General features: G+C 58.5%; 12 protein-coding genes. 5 read left to right on the top strand and 7 right to left on the bottom strand.

Annotated elements, in window-relative coordinates:
* Positions 1 to 8 precede the first annotated feature (8 nt).
* From nrdG to ABLU78_RS19055, 3 genes are all read right to left on the bottom strand, one after another.
* Positions 9 to 473 (bottom strand): anaerobic ribonucleoside-triphosphate reductase-activating protein, encoded by a 465-nt coding sequence (gene nrdG, locus ABLU78_RS19065; protein ID WP_015704204.1) that lies wholly within the window; start codon positions 471 to 473, stop codon positions 9 to 11.
* 307 nt (positions 474 to 780) lie between these two features.
* Complete coding sequence (gene nrdD, locus ABLU78_RS19060) at positions 781 to 2,919, bottom strand: anaerobic ribonucleoside-triphosphate reductase (protein ID WP_015368566.1); 2,139 nt, start codon at positions 2,917 to 2,919, stop codon at positions 781 to 783.
* A 357-nt stretch (positions 2,920 to 3,276) separates the two neighbouring features.
* Positions 3,277 to 4,020, bottom strand: coding sequence for a MurR/RpiR family transcriptional regulator (locus tag ABLU78_RS19055; RefSeq protein ID WP_048229702.1), 744 nt, complete (start codon positions 4,018 to 4,020; stop codon positions 3,277 to 3,279).
* 261 nt (positions 4,021 to 4,281) lie between these two features.
* Between ABLU78_RS19055 and ABLU78_RS19050 the strand changes: the two genes are divergently transcribed.
* The 3 genes from ABLU78_RS19050 (at position 4,282) to celB (ending at position 7,364) form a co-directional block, all read left to right on the top strand.
* Positions 4,282 to 4,590, top strand: a complete 309-nt coding sequence (locus tag ABLU78_RS19050; protein WP_020079792.1) for a PTS sugar transporter subunit IIB — start codon at positions 4,282 to 4,284, stop codon at positions 4,588 to 4,590.
* 88 nt (positions 4,591 to 4,678) lie between these two features.
* On the top strand, positions 4,679 to 5,986 hold the full coding sequence (locus tag ABLU78_RS19045; RefSeq protein ID WP_015704206.1) for a 6-phospho-beta-glucosidase: 1,308 nt from the start codon (positions 4,679 to 4,681) through the stop codon (positions 5,984 to 5,986).
* A gap of 25 nt (positions 5,987 to 6,011) precedes the next feature.
* Positions 6,012 to 7,364 carry a PTS cellobiose transporter subunit IIC gene (gene celB, locus ABLU78_RS19040; RefSeq protein WP_015704207.1) on the top strand — a complete coding sequence of 451 codons (1,353 nt, stop codon included), beginning with the start codon at positions 6,012 to 6,014 and terminating at the stop codon, positions 7,362 to 7,364.
* 56 nt (positions 7,365 to 7,420) lie between these two features.
* On the opposite strand, the gene treC is transcribed toward celB, so the two are convergent.
* The 3 genes from treC to treR form a co-directional block, all read right to left on the bottom strand.
* Positions 7,421 to 9,076 (bottom strand): alpha,alpha-phosphotrehalase, encoded by a 1,656-nt coding sequence (gene treC / locus ABLU78_RS19035; RefSeq protein WP_048229701.1) that lies wholly within the window; start codon positions 9,074 to 9,076, stop codon positions 7,421 to 7,423.
* Positions 9,077 to 9,127: 51 nt separating this feature from the next.
* A complete protein-coding gene (treB, locus tag ABLU78_RS19030; RefSeq protein ID WP_015368560.1) occupies positions 9,128 to 10,546 on the bottom strand; it encodes a PTS trehalose transporter subunit IIBC in 1,419 nt (472 codons plus the stop codon).
* A gap of 130 nt (positions 10,547 to 10,676) precedes the next feature.
* Positions 10,677 to 11,624 (bottom strand): trehalose operon repressor TreR, encoded by a 948-nt coding sequence (gene treR / locus ABLU78_RS19025; RefSeq protein WP_015368559.1) that lies wholly within the window; start codon positions 11,622 to 11,624, stop codon positions 10,677 to 10,679.
* A 381-nt stretch (positions 11,625 to 12,005) separates the two neighbouring features.
* Between treR and mgtA the strand changes: the two genes are divergently transcribed.
* The gene (gene mgtA, locus ABLU78_RS19020; RefSeq protein ID WP_032713557.1) at positions 12,006 to 14,714 is read left to right on the top strand and encodes a magnesium-translocating P-type ATPase; all 2,709 of its coding nucleotides are present in this window, start codon (positions 12,006 to 12,008) and stop codon (positions 14,712 to 14,714) included.
* Between the two features lie 158 nt (positions 14,715 to 14,872).
* On the top strand, positions 14,873 to 17,266 hold the full coding sequence (locus tag ABLU78_RS19015; protein ID WP_048229698.1) for a family 20 glycosylhydrolase: 2,394 nt from the start codon (positions 14,873 to 14,875) through the stop codon (positions 17,264 to 17,266).
* Positions 17,267 to 17,323: 57 nt separating this feature from the next.
* Here the strand turns inward: ABLU78_RS19015 and ridA are convergent, their stop codons facing one another.
* On the bottom strand, positions 17,324 to 17,710 hold the full coding sequence (gene ridA / locus ABLU78_RS19010) for a 2-iminobutanoate/2-iminopropanoate deaminase (protein WP_020079786.1): 387 nt from the start codon (positions 17,708 to 17,710) through the stop codon (positions 17,324 to 17,326).
* Between the last annotated feature and the right edge of the window lie 58 nt (positions 17,711 to 17,768).

The following is a 17,768-nucleotide window of genomic DNA, read 5'->3' as shown; positions in this document are numbered from 1 at the left end:
GGAGGGGATTAACGCAAATGATGCACGACCTGGTTGCTGCTGCCGCGCCAGATAAGCGCCGGGTCTTTTAAATCCTGCACAAACTTACCGTCGACCAGCACGTTAATCAGGTTCACGACTTCCATCTGCCCGGCGTTCAGTTCGTCAATCTTATAGCCCGTCCAGACCCAGATATCTTTACCGGGGCATTCGGCGCGTACGCGCTGCACCAGATTGAGGATCTCCGCGACGTTTTGCGGATGCAGCGGATCGCCGCCGGAGAGTGAAAGCCCCTGGCGTTTAATGCGGGTATCGTTGAGGTCGGCAATGATGCGGTCGGCCATCCCGGTTGTGAACGGCATACCGGAATTTACCCGCCAGGTGCTTTTGTTGTAGCAGCCGGGGCACTCGTGGACGCAGCCGGAGACAAACAGGGTGCAGCGGGTGCCGGGGCCGTTGACGATGTCGACGGGGTAGTATTGGTGATAATTCATTGTTTCCTCTTCTCATTTGCCGCTGCAGCGTCGTTGGCTGCGCTCGCTCGCCCGGGTCACTTACTCCAGTAAGCTCCCCGGGACTTACTCGTTTGCCGCCTTGCTACAACGCCAACTGATTTGAGGAAACCCACCAGGCTGTCTGAGATTCCTTCGTTTGCCGCCTTGCTCTGACGTTAATTGCTTTGCGAAAACGAAGGAGTGCGGCCATTTCCCGGCGTCGCTGAGCTCGGCCGGGCTACGACAGTGGCAGTGGTAGCCCGGATAAGGCGCTGCGCGCCGCTATCCGGGAAAAGCGCATTGATCTTTAACCAATCTGCCCATTGCCCAGGTGCTTCACGCGGCGCTTCACTTCTTCCTGCTTGCCGGCGTTGAACGGACGCGCGTCCGGGCTGCCGAGATAACCGCATACCCGGCGGGTCACCGATACGCGGGCGGCGTCGTGATTGCCGCATTTCGGGCAGGTAAAGCCCTTGCTGGTGCACTCGAACTCGCCGGTATATCCGCACTCGTAGCATTCATCGATCGGCGTATTGGTGCCGTAATACGGTACGTGCTGATAGCTGTAATCCCACACGTCTTCCAGCGCCTTGAGGTTATGCTGGATATTCGGATATTCGCCGTAGCAAATGAAGCCGCCGTTGGCCAGCGGCGGATACGGCGCTTCAAAATCGATCTTGTCGTACGGGTTAACCTTCTTCTCGACGTCGAGATGGAAGCTATTGGTGTAGTAGCCTTTTTCGGTCACGCCCGGTACCACGCCGAATTCGGCGGTATCGAGGCGGCAGAAGCGATCGCACAGGTTTTCGCTCGGCGTGCTGTACAGGCTGAAGCCGTAGCCGGTCTCTTCCTTCCATTGCTCAACGGCGTCGCGCAGACGCTGAACGATGGCGATGCCTTTTTCACGCAGCGCTTCGCTATCGTACATATGCTGATTGTTGTACAGCGCGTTGATGGTCTCGTGAATCCCGATGTAGCCCAGGGAAATGGACGCGCGGCCATTCTTGAAAATTTCCGCGACGTCATCGTCGGCTTTCAGACGCACGCCGCAGGCGCCTTCCATATACAGAATTGGCGCGACGCGGGCTTTCACCCCTTCCAGACGGGCGATACGGGTCATCAGCGCTTTGCGCGCCAGCAGCAGGCGTTCGTCCAGCAGCGCCCAGAAGGCGGCTTCGTCGCCTTTCGCTTCCAGAGCGATACGCGGCAGGTTCAGGCTGATAACGCCGAGGTTGTTGCGCCCATCGTGTACCTGTTCGCCGTTCTCGTTTTCCCACACGCCGAGGAAACTGCGGCAGCCCATCGGCGTTTTAAACGACCCGGTGACTTTCACTACCTGATCGTAGTTGAGAATATCCGGGTACATGCGTTTGCTGGCGCACTCTAAGGCCAGCTGTTTGATGTCATAGTTCGCATCGCCGAACTTATGGTTCAGGCCGTCGCGAATGGCGAAGACCAGTTTCGGGAATACCGCCGTTTTGCGGTTTTTGCCGAGGCCGGCGATGCGGTTGCGCAGAATCGACTGCTGGATCAGGCGCGACTCCCAGCTGGTGCCGAGGCCAAAACCAAAGGTGACGAACGGCGTCTGGCCATTGGCGGTATGCAGCGTGTTGACCTCATACTCCAGCGACTGGAACGCGTCGTAGCACTCTTTTTCGGTCCGCGTACGGGCATAGCCTTCGGCATCCGGGATCTGCCACTCTTCGGCAATTTTACGATGCTTTTTGAAGCTCTCGGTGACGAACGGCGCCAGCACTTCATCGATACGGTTAATGGTGGTGCCGCCGTAAATATGGCTGGCGACCTGGGCGATAATCTGCGCCGTGACCGCGGTGGCGGTAGAGATAGACTTCGGCGGCTCAATTTCGGCATTGCCCATTTTAAAGCCGTGAGTCAGCATGCCTTTCAGGTCGATCAGCATGCAGTTGAACATCGGGAAGAACGGCGAATAGTCGAGATCGTGGTAGTGGATCTCGCCGCGCTCGTGCGCCTGCACCACATCGCGAGGCAGCAGGTGCTGGCGGGCATAGTGTTTGGCTACGATACCGGCCAGCAGATCGCGCTGGGTCGGGATCACTTTACTGTCTTTGTTGGCGTTCTCGTTGAGCAGCGATGAGTTGGTTTGCTCGACCAGACCACGAATTTCCTGGTTCAGACGGCCGCGCTTTTCACGCTCGATATCGCGATCGTGGCGATATTCGATATAGGCGCGCGCCAGCTGTTTCCACGGGCCGGACATCAACTGGTTTTCCACGGCGGTCTGGATGTCGTTGATATCGACCTGCGCGCGGCCCTGCATTTGCTGGCTAACGACTTCTGCGACGGTGGCGCAATAGTCTGCGTCATCGACTCCCGCTGCTTTAGCTGCACGCAGAATTGCTTCTTTAATGCGCTCTGACTTGAACGGCACTTTACAGCCATCACGTTTCATCACATGCGGTGTCATGATCACTCCATATATAGAACAGGTTATCCACAGAGGCGGAAGGTCTCCCAAAAGCGCGCCACGCTACGACTAGCGGCGTTTGCCTTCGGATCCGGCCCTTTTTATCCACATCTCATCACCGCCCAACAACGACAAGATATGGTGACATAATAGACGATTAATACAATATGTAGGGCCGAGGCGCATTTTAAGTTCTATATGTAGTGATTTGCATCAAAGATGTTTGCGATTTTATTGACCCAGAACAAGGTAAAAAGGTGAGAGTACGGATGATGGGCGCTGGCGTGAAATGTAAATTTAGGCGCTTAAAATATAAGCAAAAATTGGGCCCGATCGTGAAGGGAACGGGCAGAATATTCAGGCAATCAATGTATCGTTAAGCAGATCGACAAGCAGCAGCAGGGCGTAGCGGGCATGCTGCGGGTTGACGGGCAGGGGAAGCACGGCGCTGGCCATATCCGCCAGCGCGTGCTGTTCCGGGGTCAGAGCGATAATCGTCACCCCTTGCGTACGCGCCTGCAGCGTCGCGCTTTGTAATACGGCATTGGCATCGGCGGTGGCCAGCACCAGCAGCAGGTGATCGTCATTAAGGGTACTGGCAGTCATTCGCATCAGCGCCGCATCCTGGCAGAGATTAATCGCGATACCGGATGGCAGCAACTGGTGCTGAAGCAGCGCCGCCAGCGCCACGTCCTGGGCGCCGAGGGCGAAGCAATGCACCGCGCGGGCGCTCAGCAGGCGCGATTTGCACTTCTCCACCGCCGCTTCGGCGGTGTGGCCGAGCTGACGGGTTAGCGTATCGCCGAGGCTGCTAAGTTTGTCGCGCCAGGCGACGGGCAGGGCGGCGCTATCCGGCGTGAGCCAGCTGGCGCGCCGTTCGCTGGCCTGCGCCAGCTGTTTGCGTAAATCACGAATATCATCACAGCCCACTGAACGGGCGAAGCGGGTGATGGTGGCCGGGCTGACCCCCGCGCTGGCGGCCAGTTCGTCAATCGAGGCGCTGGCGGTAAAGCTAAGATTTTCCAGAATAAAGGCGGCGACGCGCGACTCCTGAGCGCTAAAGCGGATCAATCCGTCCTGTAGTTGACCTACGATATCCATCCTGATGTTCCCTTTGGCAGTACCCGGAATTGAAAATATTTTTCACTTAGTGAATAGCCGTTTTTATAGCACCTGCGCAGAATATTTCCTATGTCTGGCGTCGATGTTTCGCAATGGCATGAGGAAATGATGCGCAAAAATTGAGCCTCGATCACATCGGTGAAAATTATTTTCATATAGCCTTCACTATCACACAATATTAACAATATAGTCGCATAGGTCGTGAAGGCTGAAGCGATAAACACGCAAAGGGGAAGCGCAATGCCACGAATCGTACTCTGTTGTGCCGCAGGCATGTCGACCAGCATGCTGGTGAACAAAATGAAAGCGGAAGCCCAGCAGCGCGCGCTGGCGCTGGAAATCTATGCTGTAGCGGTGGCGGAATTTGAACGCGAACTGCCGAACGCCGACGTCATTCTGCTCGGGCCGCAGGTCAAATACGAAGCCGGCCGCCTGACCGCGCTGGCGGCGCCGCAGGGTAAAGCGGTGGCGGTGATCGATATGGCCGACTACGGCATGATGCGCGGCGCAGCGGTGCTGGATAAAGCGCTGGCCCTGCTCGAACGCTAATTTTCTAATCCCATTTTTATCACCCTCACGTGCGGTCCTGCGATCGCGCGCGGCGATCTGCATGCCGAAAATGCGAATAGAGGTCACTATGCAAGCACTGAAAATCGCCGTTATCGGCGGCGGCAGCAGCTACACGCCGGAGCTTATTGAAGGGATTATCGTTCGTTATGAACAGCTTCCGGTCACCGAACTGGCGCTGGTGGATGTCGAATCCGGCAGGGAAAAGGTTGAGATCATTGCCGCGCTGACCCGGCGGATGTTGAAACATAAAGGGCTGGATCAGGTGGCGGTCAGCGTCCACTTTACGCTCGATGAGGCGATCCGCGGCGCCAGCTTTGTGCTGACGCAGCTACGCGTCGGGCAACTGGCGGCGCGCGCCGCGGATGAACGGCTGGGTCTCAAATATCATCTATTGGGCCAGGAGACCACCGGCGTCGGCGGGTTCGCCAAGGCGCTACGGACGATCCCGGTGATCCTCGAAGTTGCGCGCAAAGTGGAACAGCTGGCGCCGGAAGCGTTCATTCTTAACTTTACCAACCCGGCGGGGATCGTCACCGAGGCGGTCAGCCGCTACAGCACGGCGAAGATCATCGGCCTGTGCAACGTGCCGATCAACATGCAGCACATGATCGTCGGGATGTTAGGCGCGCAGGAGTCCGAAGTGAAATTGCGCTTTGCCGGGCTCAACCATATGGTTTGGGTGCATAAGGTGCTACAGGGGCGCGAGGATGTCACCGGCAAAGTGATCGATATGCTCTGCGACGGTAAGGCACTGTCGATGAACAACATTAAAGAACTGCCGTGGCCGGCGGAATTCCTCCGCGCGCTGAAGGCGATTCCGTGCCCTTATCATCGTTATTTCTGGCTGACGCCGGCGATGCTGGCGGAAGAGATCGCCGCAGCGAAAACCAAAGGCACCCGCGCCGAGCAGGTGATGAAGGTCGAGCAGGAGCTGTTTGCGCTGTACGCCGACCCGCAGCTGGAAGAAAAACCAGAGCAACTGAGCTTTCGCGGCGGCGCTTACTACTCGGAAGTGGCCGTTGAGCTTATCAATGCGATTCACAACAACCTGGGCGCGGAGATGGTGGTAAACACCCGCAACAACGGCGCGATTCACGGCCTGGATGATGATGCGGTGGTGGAAACCAACAGCATTATCGATGCGCAAGGGGCACGGCCGCTGGCGTTCGGCCCGCTGCCGCCGGCGATGAACGGCCTGACGCAGCAGGTGAAGGCCTTTGAACGGCTGACGATTGAAGCCGCGGTACACGGCTGCCGCGAGAGCGCGCTGTTGGCGCTGGTGGCTAACCCGCTGGTCGGTAACGTCACCGATGCCCAGGCGCTGCTGGATGAAGTGTTAACGATAAACCGTCAATGGCTGACGCAATTTAACTGACCGCTATTTCCCTCGGGAGCATACCATGTCGAATACAAGCTGGATTGAACGTTACGTCATGCCGGCGGCGCTGAAAATCGCCGGGCAAAAGCACGTCCTGTCGGTACGCGATGGCATCATTCTGAATATGCCGTTTATGCTGATTGGCTCGTTTTTCCTGATTTTCGCCTACTTGCCGATCCCCGGCTATGCCGACATGATGAGCGGCCTGTTTGGCGAGGTCTGGCGCGATAAAATGCTGTACCCGGTGAAAGCGACCTACGACATTATGGCGCTGATTTCCAGCTTCGGCATCGCCTATCGGCTGGCGGAGAAGTACCGCACCATCGACCCGCTGAGCGCCGGGGCGATGTCGCTGGTGGCCTTTGTGATGACTATCCCGCAGAACACCCTCTTTACCCCGGTACACGGCGCGGCGGAGGTGATTAAAGGGGTGATCCCGGTGAGCATGGTCGGCAGCCAGGGGCTGTTTGTCGCTATTGTCATTTCGCTGCTGTCGACGGAGATTTATCGTTTGGTCGCCAGCCGCAATCTCGTTATCCGCATGCCGGACGGCGTGCCGCCGGCAGTGGCGAAATCTTTCCTCGCCCTGATCCCCGGCTTCTGTGTTCTGGCGGTGGTGCTGGCGCTGCGCCTGGCGGTTGAGGCCTCGCCGTTCGGCGACATCAACAGCATGATCGCCACTTTGATCGGTATTCCGATGCATCACGTTGGCGGTACGCTGCCGGGGATGATTATTTCGGTGATAGTGATCGGTATTTTGTGGACGCTGGGCCTGCACGGCGACGCGATTGTGCTGGTATTTATCCAGCCGGTGTGGCTGTCGAATATGTCAGAGAACCTGACGGCCTTTCAGAACGGCCAGCCGATCCCGCATATCATTACCCAGCAATTTTACGATCTGTGGATTGCGCCCGGCGGCACCGGCGCGCTGCTGGGGCTGGTGATATTTATGTTGCTGCGCAGCCGTAGTCAGCAGATGAAACAGCTGGGGAAAATTGCCGCGCCGGGAGCGTTGTTTAACATCAGCGAGCCGATGGTATTCGGCATCCCGCTGGTGATGAACCCGTACTTCTTCCTGCCGTTTATTTTAACGCCGGTGCTGCTGGTGATCGTGTCCTATACCGCAATGGCGACCGGGCTGGTGGCGCCGCCGGCCGGAATCGCGCTGCCGTTCACTACGCCGATCTTCATCAGCGGCTATCTGGCGACCGGCGGCCATATTTCCGGCACCATACTGCAGGTCGTGAATTTAACTATTTCGCTGGTGGTTTACTATCCGTTCTTCCGCGCCTGGGATCGGCTGAAGGCCAAAGAGGAGCACGCCTCAGCGCAGCCGCAGGAGAGCGTTATCCTTCCTGATGCTGACCGCGCGTAATCTCCAGCCCCACGAACCGGTAGCCCCGGTGAGCGTAGCGCCACCGGGGAAAAGCTTTATGCCTGCAACCACCATACCGCTTCGAACGGCCGCAGCGTCATTGCCGCCGGACGGTTGGCCGTTTCCGCATAGTTGCCAATCAGCGCCCGCCAGTCGCCAGACATCTCTGGCGGCTGCCACGGCTGGAACTCACGGCTCAGGTTGGCGGCCACCACCAGCGTCTGCCCCTGCCACTGGCGGCGATAACACCACAGCGACGGATGGTCCGGCAGCAGATCCTGATAATCCCCCCAGGTCAGCACCGGCGTGGTTTTTCGCAGTGCGATCAGCTGCTGATAGGTGTAAAACACCGATTCCGGATCCGCCAGCGCCGCCTCGACGTTAATCTCGCGATAGTTATTACCCAACGCGATCCAGGGTTCTCCATCGCTGAAGCCGCCGTTCTCGCCATCGTGCCACGGCATCGGCGTGCGGCTATTGTCGCGCGATTTGCTGGCCAGAATCGCCAGCAGTTCATCCGGGCTTTGTCCCTGCGCCGCGCGCTCGATAAACATGTTATGGCTTTCTACGTCACGATAATCGCTGATGTTGCTGAAATGCGGGTTGGTCATGCCAATCTCTTCGCCCTGATAGATATAGGGCGTGCCCTGCATGCCGTGCAGTACCATCGCCAGCATCTTCGCCGCCGGCACCCGGTACTCGCCCTCGTCGCCGAAGCGCGACACGATGCGCGGCTGATCGTGGTTACACCAGAACAGCGCATTCCACGCCCGGTTATGCATCCCTTGCTGCCAGTGGCGGAATAGCGCTTTCAGCGCCACGTAGTCCGGACGGGCGAGGGTCCATTTTTCACCGCCGGGATAATCGACTTTTAAGTGATGAAAATTAAACGTCATCGACAGTTCGAAGCCGTCCAGCGCGGCGTACTGTTGGCAGTGTTCAAGTGAAGTGGAAGACATTTCGCCCACGGTCATCAGGCCACGAGGGGTAAAGACATCGCGGCTCATTTCCTGCAGGAACTCGTGAACCCGCGGGCCATCGGTGTAGAAGCGGCGTCCATCGCCAACGGTATCGGAGGGGAAGTCCTGCTCCTTGGAGATAAGATTGATGACATCGAGGCGCAGGCCATCAACGCCGCGATCGGCCCAGAACTCGCAGACTTTTTTCAGCTCGGCGCGTACCGTCGGGTTTTCCCAGTTGAGATCCGCCTGCTCGGTGGCGAAAAGATGCAAATAATACTGTTCGCTTTCCGCATGCCATTGCCAGGCGTTACCGCCGAATTTCGAACGCCAGTTATTCGGCAATGCTCCCGGCTCGCCGTCGCGCCAGATATAGAACTGGCGATACGGGCTCGCCTTATTTAACGACTGGCGGAACCATTCGTGTTCCGTCGAGGTATGGTTAAACACCATATCCAGCACGATGCGGATACCGCGCGCTTTCGCTCCGGCGACCAGTTGGTCGAAATCCTCCAGCGTGCCGTATGAGGGATCGATAGCGGTATAATTCGCCACATCATAGCCGTTGTCCACCTGTGGCGAGACGTAGAACGGCGTCAGCCAGATAGCGTTGACGCCGAGCTTTTGCAGGTAGTCGAGACGGGCGGTGACGCCGCGTAAATCGCCGGTACCGCTGCCGGTGGTGTCCTGAAAACTCTTCGGGTAGATTTGATAAATAACGCCGTTTTGCCACCAGCGGGGAAGGGTATTCATATTACGTTCCTGCGAATAAAGGGGGCGCAAGCGGCGCCCCGAAAGAAGACGTTAGATAATCTGCAAGGTGCCCTGACGGTACTTGCGTTGATAAACCACGGTGGTGAGGATAATCGGCACTACCACGGCGATGGCCATCGCCGTGGCATAGACCTGCCAGTAGCTTGGCTGAATCGACAGGATGCCCGGCAGGCCGCCGACGCCGATGCCATTCGCCAGCACGCCGTTCAGGCCGCACAGCAGGCCCGCGAGGCCGGATCCGACCATCGCGCACAGCATCGGGAAGCGGTACTTCAGGTTGATGCCGTACATCGCCGGTTCGGTGACCCCGAGATAGGCGGAGATCGCCGCGGGTACCGAGATTTCGCGTTCATTCTGTTTACGGCTGGCAATAATAATGCCGACCACCGCCGACGCCTGAGCAATATTCGACAGCGCAATCAGCGGCCATACCGGCGTGCCGCCCATGCTTTGAATCATCTGCATATCGATAGCGAGGGTGGTCTGATGTACGCCGGTTATTACCAGCGGCGCATAGAGGAAGCCGAACAGCGCGGCGCCGATCGGCGCGAAGCTGCCTGTTAACAAGTGGCGCACCGCGAAGGCCACGCCGTCGCCAATCAGACGACCAAACGGGCCGATAAAAGCGTGAGCGAGGAACACCGCCAGAATCAACGAGCACACCGGCACCACCACCAGATAGAGGTAGTCAGGCACGATGCGCTTGAGACGTGTTTCGATAAAGCCCAGTGCCAACCCCGCCAGCAGAGCCGGGATCACCTGCGCCTGATAGCCGACTTTCGCAATGGTAAACAGGCCGAAGTTCCACACTTCCGGCACCTGCTGGCCGAGCAGGTAGGCGTTCATCAACTGTGGAGAGACCAGCGTGACGCCAAGCACGATCCCGAGGATCGGCGTGCCGCCCATTTTCTTCACCGCTGACCAGCAGATCCCCACCGGCAGATAGAAGAAGATAGCCTCGCCAATCAGCCACAAGAAGTCATAAATCGTTTTCAACGACGGGTGCATTTGCGCCAGCGTCTGGCCGTTGCTCATTGGCAGATCGCCGATGACGTTACGGAAACCGAGGATCAGACCGCCGCTGATCAGCGCCGGCAGAAGCGGGAAAAAGATTTCGGCAAAGTGCGAGATCAACCGTTCATGCCACTTCATATTTTGCCGCGCGGCCTGTTTGGCCTGCTCTTTGTCGGCGGACGCCTGACCGGTGGTGGCCAGCAGCGCCTTATAGTAATCGCCGACTTCGGTGCCGATGACCACCTGGAACTGCCCGGCGTTAGTGAAGCATCCCTTCACCATGCGCAACTGCTCAATCTCTTTCGGTTTGGCGATGGCCGGATCGTTTAGCACAAAGCGCAAACGGGTAATACAGTGGCTGACGGTGGCAATGTTGCCGCGCCCGCCCACCAGTTCGATCAGTTTATCGATGTCCTGCTGGTTTACTTTGCTCATGATGAAGCCTCAAAAACAGAGGGGAGAGATGCCGTTTTTACCTTGCATGCATCCTAACCGTTCCGTTGGCAATGCAAAATGGGAACGTTCCCGAAACTCGGCGAAGATCACATAAATCGCCCGAACGAGATTAATTCAGGGCAGCGGGAATGACGATTTGGCGGGGTTCGGCGTGGCCGGCGATCTGGTCGATCAGCTGCTGTGCCGCCTGGCGTCCGGCTTCGGCGTAGCCGGGATCGACGGTGAGGATCTCCGGATGCAGAAACTTCATCAGCGGCGTGCTGCCGACGCTGGCGAGTTGTAGCGTGTCGATACGCTGTTCCTGTAGATATTTACTGGCGCCGAGAGCGAGAGTATCGGTGGCGCAGACCAGCGCGCGGGTCTCGGGCGTCAGCACGCTGGCGACGCTTTCATACCCCTGCTTCATCGCCAGCCCCGGCAGGGCAGCGGTTGGCGTGAGCTTCTTTTGCGCGCAGAAATCGAGATACGCCTGATGACGGCGTTCCCCGGTGGTGACGTCGCTGTGCGGCACGCCGAGGAAGCTTATATGCCGGTGTCCGCGCTCATAGAGACGCTGCATCAGTAACTCGATCGCGCCATGATCGTCATAGCACACCGAAGCGAAGCCGGGGGCATCGCGCGCCAGCAGCACCAGCGTTTCGCGCCACGGCGCAAGCATCTCCTCGCTAATACCGGTAAAGCCGAACAGCACCACGCCGTCGATATTGCGCCGGGCGAGCATGCCCAGATGTTCTTCCACCAGCGCCGGAGAAAACTGGCTCTCCATCATGATCGGATCGTAGCCCTGCTGATAAAAGGCGGGCAGCATGGTCTGCACCGCTAAATTTTCCGACAGCGAATCCAGACGGGTGACGATAATCGCCACCACCTTATCGCTCTGACCACGCATGGCGCGGGCGGAGCGGGAAGGGGAGAAACCGTGCTGCTGCATCACCGCTTCCACCCGTTCGCGGGTGCGCTCGCTGACGCCGCTTTCGTTATTCAGCACGCGCGACACCGTCGATTTTCCGACGCCGCTTAAGCGGGCGATATCTTTGATTGTTAGCCGGTTTTGCATACGGGGTTCTCGCCATCGTCCGATTTGAGTGAGTCTAATGCTACTCAACGAATCCTCAATGAGCAAAGACTGGTTGATGTCTGGTTTAGTTGCCGGGCGGTATGATAGCCATAATAGCCACAAATAGTTTCCTGGTCGCGGTATACTCCGCGCCGTCTTGAGTCACTTACCGGAGAATTTTATGGACCCCGATCCCACTCCTCATCCTCGATGGAGCAACCTTTCTTTCCGGTAAGCCTGTTTAGCACTGCTTTACCGGAAAGCGTAAAGCAGTGACGTCCACGATGTCCCTGCCCTATAAAAATAATGCCTGACAGGTAAGGCTTTGCCGCGCCTGTTGGCAACGCTGCGTTCGCTCGCGCGAGCGCGGAGGGACTGTTTATGCTGAAAAATTTTACCCGGCAGCTGTTCGCGCAGCTTAGCCGCCATTTACCACATCGTTTGATCCAGCGCGATCCGCTGCCCGACGCCCGCAATCTGGCCAGCGCGTCGATCCCGGATTCACTCGGCAAGCGCTGCCTGGACGTGGCGGCCATGGATGAGCAGGAGATCTGGCGCGCGTTCGATAGCCACCCTGAAGGGCTGAACGACGCCGAAGTGGCGGCGAAAATCGCCCTGCACGGCGATAACCAAATCCCGGCGCAGAAGCCGTCGCCGTGGTGGGTTCATCTGTGGACCTGCTATCGCAACCCGTTCAACCTGCTGTTGACGGTGCTCGGCATCGTCTCCTATTCCACTGAAGATTTGTTCGCTGCGGGCGTTATCGCGCTGATGGTCGGCATCTCGACGCTGCTTAACTTCATCCAGGAAGCGCGCTCGACCAAAGCGGCGGATGCGCTGAAGGCGATGGTCAGCAATACCGCCACGGTGCTGCGGGTTATCAACGAGCAGGGCGAGAGCCGCTGGCTCGAACTACCCATCGACCAACTGGTGCCGGGCGATATTGTCAGGCTATCGGCGGGAGATATGATCCCGGCGGACCTGCGCATCATTGTGGCGCGCGACCTGTTTGTCGCTCAGGCCTCGCTGACCGGCGAATCGCTGCCGGTTGAAAAAGTCGCGCGCACCCGCGATCCGCTACAAACCAATCCGCTGGAATGCGACACCCTGTGCTTTATGGGGACCAACGTGGTGAGCGGCTCGGCGCAGGCTATCGTCTACGCCACCGGCGGCAACACCTGGTTCGGCCAGCTTGCCGGGCGCGTCAGCGAGCAGGAAAGCGAGCCGAACGCCTTCCAGAAAGGCATCAGCCGGGTCAGCATGCTGCTGATCCGCTTTATGCTGGTGATGGCGCCGGTGGTGCTGCTGATCAACGGCTACACCAAAGGCGACTGGTGGGAAGCGGCGCTGTTCGCGCTGTCGGTGGCGGTCGGCCTGACGCCGGAGATGTTGCCGATGATCGTCACCTCGACGCTGGCGCGCGGGGCGGTGAAGCTGTCAAAACAAAAGGTGATCGTCAAACACCTCGACGCCATTCAAAACTTTGGCGCGATGGATATCCTCTGCACCGATAAAACCGGCACCCTGACCCAGGATAAAATCGTGCTGGAGAACCATACCGATGTTTCCGGTAAATCCAGCGAGAGAGTCCTGCACACCGCCTGGCTCAATAGCCATTACCAGACGGGGCTGAAAAACCTGCTCGACACCGCGGTGCTGGAAGGCGTGGAGCTGGATGCCGCTCGCGGTCTCGCGGAGCGCTGGCAGAAGGTGGATGAGATTCCGTTTGATTTCGAACGCCGCCGCATGTCGGTGGTGGTAAAAGAGCAGGACGACGCGCATCAGCTGATCTGTAAAGGGGCGCTGCAGGAGATCCTCAACGTCTCGACTCAGGTGCGCTACAACGGTGAAATCGTACCGCTGGACGACACCATGCTGCGCCGTATCCGCCGGGTGACCGATACCCTGAACCGTCAGGGGCTGCGGGTGGTGGCGGTGGCGACCAAATACCTGCCGGCGCGGGAAGGCGACTATCAGCGTGCGGATGAGTCCGACCTGATCCTCGAAGGCTACATCGCCTTCCTCGATCCGCCGAAAGAGACTACCGCCCCGGCGCTGAAAGCGCTGAAGGCCAGCGGCATTACGGTAAAAATCCTCACCGGCGACAGCGAACTGGTGGCGGCGAAAGTGTGTCATGAAGTGGGGCTGGATGCGGGCGAAGTGGTGATTGGCAGCCAGATTGAAGCCATGAGCGACGACGAACTGGCAGCGCTGGCGAAACGCACCACGCTGTTCGCGCGCCTGGCGCCGCTGCATAAAGAGCGCATCGTGACGCTGCTGAAACGCGAAGGTCACGTGGTGGGCTTTATGGGCGACGGTATTAACGACGCCCCGGCGCTACGCGCGGCGGATATTGGCATTTCCGTTGACGGCGCGGTAGATATCGCCCGCGAGGCGGCGGATATCATTCTGCTGGAAAAAAGCCTGATGGTACTGGAAGAGGGGGTTATCGAAGGCCGCCGCACCTTCGCCAACATGCTCAAGTACATCAAAATGACCGCCAGCTCCAACTTCGGCAACGTCTTCAGCGTGCTGGTGGCCAGCGCCTTCCTGCCGTTCCTGCCGATGCTGCCGCTGCACCTGTTGATTCAGAACCTGCTGTACGATGTCTCCCAGGTGGCGATTCCGTTTGATAACGTCGACGATGAGCAGATCCGTAAACCGCAGCGCTGGAATCCGGCCGATCTCGGGCGTTTTATGGTCTTCTTCGGGCCAATCAGCTCGATTTTCGATATCCTCACCTTTGGCCTGATGTGGTGGGTGTTCCACGCCAACAGCGTCGAGATGCAGACCCTGTTCCAGTCCGGTTGGTTCATTGAAGGGCTGCTGTCGCAGACGCTGATTGTGCATATGATTCGTACCCGCCGCATTCCGTTCGTCCAGAGCCGCGCCGCGTGGCCGCTATTCGCGATGACGCTGCTGGTGATGGCGGTGGGGATCGCGCTGCCGTTCTCGCCGCTGGCGGGCTACCTGCAGCTGCAGGCGCTGCCGCTCAGCTATTTCCCATGGCTGGTGGCGATTCTGGCGGGTTACATGGTGTTGACCCAGACCGTTAAAGGCTTCTACAGCCGCCGTTACGGCTGGCAGTAGAGGTTTCGCCCCTTTGCCGTTCGGCAGAGGGGCTTACCGGTATTTCTCTTAAATCTCATCAAGTTGTGAAGCCCGTCATCGCCATGTATTGACGCAATTTTGTGCGCATGTTAACCCAATGTTTTGCTTTTTTTGGCCCGTCATAAAAAGGAACATTGATGATTAACACCGTGCGTTACAGTCTGCTGACCAGCGGAATATTACTGAGCAGCATGGCGCTTGCCGCCCCGGCGGGCGATCTGCCGCTGATGCCGTGGCCCGCCCATGTGGAGCGCCCGCAGGCGCAGGGGGCGTTGGCGCTAAATAATCAGCTGACGATCAACGTCAGCGGCGACGATCTGGGCGAGGCGGCAACTCGCTGGCGTGAACGTCTTGCGCGGCAAACCGGCTGGACGCTACAGCCGCAGACGGCGCCGGCAAAAAGCCCAACCATTAACGTGATCGTCAATAAGAAAGTGCCTTTCCTGCCGCAGCCTGATAGCGACGAAAGCTATCAGCTAACCGTTAACGCCGAAGGCGCGACCCTGAAAGCCAATACGCGTTTTGGCGCGCTGCGCGGCATGGAAACGCTGCTACAGCTGGTACAAAACGGCCCTGACGGCACCACCATTCCTTATGTCGCCATTGACGATGCGCCGCGCTTCCCGTGGCGTGGACTGCTGCTGGATTCCGCCCGTCACTTTATGCCGCTGTCGGCGATCAAGCGGCAGATTGATGGTATGGCGGCGGCGAAGCTTAATGTACTGCACTGGCATCTGACCGACGATCAGGGCTGGCGCTTCGCCTCCAGCCGCTATCCGAAGCTGCAGCAGCAGGCCAGCGACGGCCTGTTTTATACCCAGGCGCAGATGAAAGACATTGTGCGCTATGCCGCCGAACGCGGTATTCGCGTGGTGCCGGAAATCGATATGCCGGGCCACGCCTCGGCGATCGCCGTGGCTTATCCGGAGCTGATGAGCGCGCCGGGGCCTTACGCGATGGAGCGCCACTGGGGCGTGCTGAAACCGGTACTCGACCCAACAAAAGAGGCCACCTACGCGTTTGCCGAGGCGATGGTCAGCGAACTGGCGGCTATCTTCCCCGATCCGTATCTGCATATCGGCGGTGATGAAGTCGATGACAGCCAGTGGCGCGCCAATCCGGCCATTCAGAAATTCCTCAAAGAGAAGGGGCTGGCGGACAGCCACGCGCTACAGGCGTACTTCAACCGGCGCCTGGAGAAGCTGCTCGAAAAACATCACCGGCAGATGGTCGGCTGGGATGAAATCTACCACCCTGATTTACCGAAGAGCATTCTGATTCAGTCCTGGCAGGGGCAGGACGCATTAGGCGACGTCGCCAAACACGGCTATCGCGGCATTCTCTCCACCGGTTTTTACCTCGACCAGCCGCAGTACACCGCCTATCACTATCGTAATGAGATTATCCCGCAGGGGCTTAACGGTGTGGATACGATTACCGATAACGACAGCGCCCAGAGCTGGCAGTTTTCGATGCCGCGCCTGAAGGGCAGCGCGGTTGAGGGCAGCTTTACGCTGGTAAAAGGCGATAGTGGCTGGCGTGGATTTATTGATTTTAAAGGGAAATCACGGCGTGCCGTGCAGGAGATTGAATGGCTCGGCGACAATCAGGTCACGTTCCGCGTCGATACCTGGATGGGCGAGACCCGCCCGGTGCTAACCATTAACGACGACAAGCTCGCAGGCTACTTCCTGCTTGGCAACACCCGTTATCCTATTGACGGCAAGCGGCTGGATGCCGTGCCGCAGGGCATTCAGCCGACGCTGCCCGACGCGCAGCAACAGAAGAATCTGCTCGGCGGCGAGGCGGCGCTGTGGGCGGAAAACGTCGCCGCGCCGGTCATCGATATCAAGCTGTGGCCGCGGGCTTTTGCGGTGGCGGAGCGGCTGTGGTCGGCCGAAGACGTCCAAGACAGCGACAATATGTATCAGCGCCTGCAGGCGATGGACAGTTGGTCAACGGTCTCCGTCGGCCTGCAGCAGCACACTCAGCAGCTGGAGCAGTTCACCCGCCTGGCGAACAGCAGCCATACGCTGGCGTTGCAGATCCTCGCCGAGGCGCTGGAGCCAGCGCATTACTACACCCGTCAGCATCTCAAGTTCCAGGCGAACAATTACCATCAATTTGAACCGCTGAACCGGCTGGCCGATGCGCTGCCGGCGGAGAGCGACACCGTACGCAGCCTGAACCAGTGGGCGGAGCGGCTGATCAGCGATGCCGAGGATACTGAGAGCGCCGATGCGCTGCGCCACGTCTTTACCCGCTGGCAGAACAACAGCGGCGATGCGCTGGCGCTGACCGACAATAACTATCAGCTGGCGGCGATTAAACCGGTGGTGCAGCAGGTTGATAAGCTGGCGAGCCTTGGGCTGCGCTTGACCGATCTGGTGGCGCGGCAGGGAACGCTGGACGATAAAGAGTACGCCTCAATCCAGGCGCAGCTGGATACGGCGGCGAAAACCCAGGATGAGCTGGTGATTGCGGCGGTCTATCCGCTGGAGAAACTGCTGCGGGCAACGAAGATAAAATAGGGCATTTCCCTCACCCCGTGGATGACGCAAGCGCCTGGGGTGAGGGCAGAGAAGCGCTTAGCGACGGATCGCGATAGCTTCAATCTCAATCTTCACGTCTTTCGGCAGACGCGCGACTTCTACGCAGGAACGCGCCGGGAAAGTGGCGTTATGCTCGGTGAAGAACGCTTCATACGCGGCATTCACGGTGGCGAAATCGTTCAGATCTTTCACGAAAACGGTGGTTTTCACGATATCGCCCACTTTCAGGCCAGCGGCTTCAACGATAGCTTTTACGTTGTCCAGGGACTGACGCGCCTGCGCGGCGACATCTTCCGGCACGCTGCCGGTTTTCGGGTCTACTGGGATCTGGCCGGAAGTGATGATCATGCTACCCAGATCAACGCCTTGTACATATGGGCCGATAGCAGCTGGTGCCTTTTCCGTCGCAATAGTTTTGCTCATAATATCTCCAGATGAACTGCAGTAATTAGGTCGTAGCCATTATAGGGAGGGCCGGTAT

It is taken from the genome of Klebsiella sp. JN_Kp122 (genome assembly GCF_040062085.1).
GTDB lineage: Bacteria > Pseudomonadota > Gammaproteobacteria > Enterobacterales > Enterobacteriaceae > Klebsiella > Klebsiella aerogenes.
The sequence above is the reverse complement of the archived record's forward strand: the minus strand, read 5'-3'. Positions and strand labels throughout refer to the sequence as shown.

Excerpts from the sequence above, each read along its gene's own strand:
- nrdG (WP_015704204.1), bottom strand. The coding sequence starts at position 473 with ATGAATTATCACCAATACTACCCCGTCGACATCGTCAACGGCCCCGGC.
- nrdD (WP_015368566.1), bottom strand. The coding sequence starts at position 2,919 with ATGACACCGCATGTGATGAAACGTGATGGCTGTAAAGTGCCGTTCAAG.
- ABLU78_RS19055 (WP_048229702.1), bottom strand. The coding sequence starts at position 4,020 with ATGGATATCGTAGGTCAACTACAGGACGGATTGATCCGCTTTAGCGCT.
- ABLU78_RS19050 (WP_020079792.1), top strand. The coding sequence starts at position 4,282 with ATGCCACGAATCGTACTCTGTTGTGCCGCAGGCATGTCGACCAGCATG.
- ABLU78_RS19045 (WP_015704206.1), top strand. The coding sequence starts at position 4,679 with ATGCAAGCACTGAAAATCGCCGTTATCGGCGGCGGCAGCAGCTACACG.
- celB (WP_015704207.1), top strand. The coding sequence starts at position 6,012 with ATGTCGAATACAAGCTGGATTGAACGTTACGTCATGCCGGCGGCGCTG.
- treC (WP_048229701.1), bottom strand. The coding sequence starts at position 9,076 with ATGAATACCCTTCCCCGCTGGTGGCAAAACGGCGTTATTTATCAAATC.
- treB (WP_015368560.1), bottom strand. The coding sequence starts at position 10,546 with ATGAGCAAAGTAAACCAGCAGGACATCGATAAACTGATCGAACTGGTG.
- treR (WP_015368559.1), bottom strand. The coding sequence starts at position 11,624 with ATGCAAAACCGGCTAACAATCAAAGATATCGCCCGCTTAAGCGGCGTC.
- mgtA (WP_032713557.1), top strand. The coding sequence starts at position 12,006 with ATGCTGAAAAATTTTACCCGGCAGCTGTTCGCGCAGCTTAGCCGCCAT.
- ABLU78_RS19015 (WP_048229698.1), top strand. The coding sequence starts at position 14,873 with ATGATTAACACCGTGCGTTACAGTCTGCTGACCAGCGGAATATTACTG.
- ridA (WP_020079786.1), bottom strand. The coding sequence starts at position 17,710 with ATGAGCAAAACTATTGCGACGGAAAAGGCACCAGCTGCTATCGGCCCA.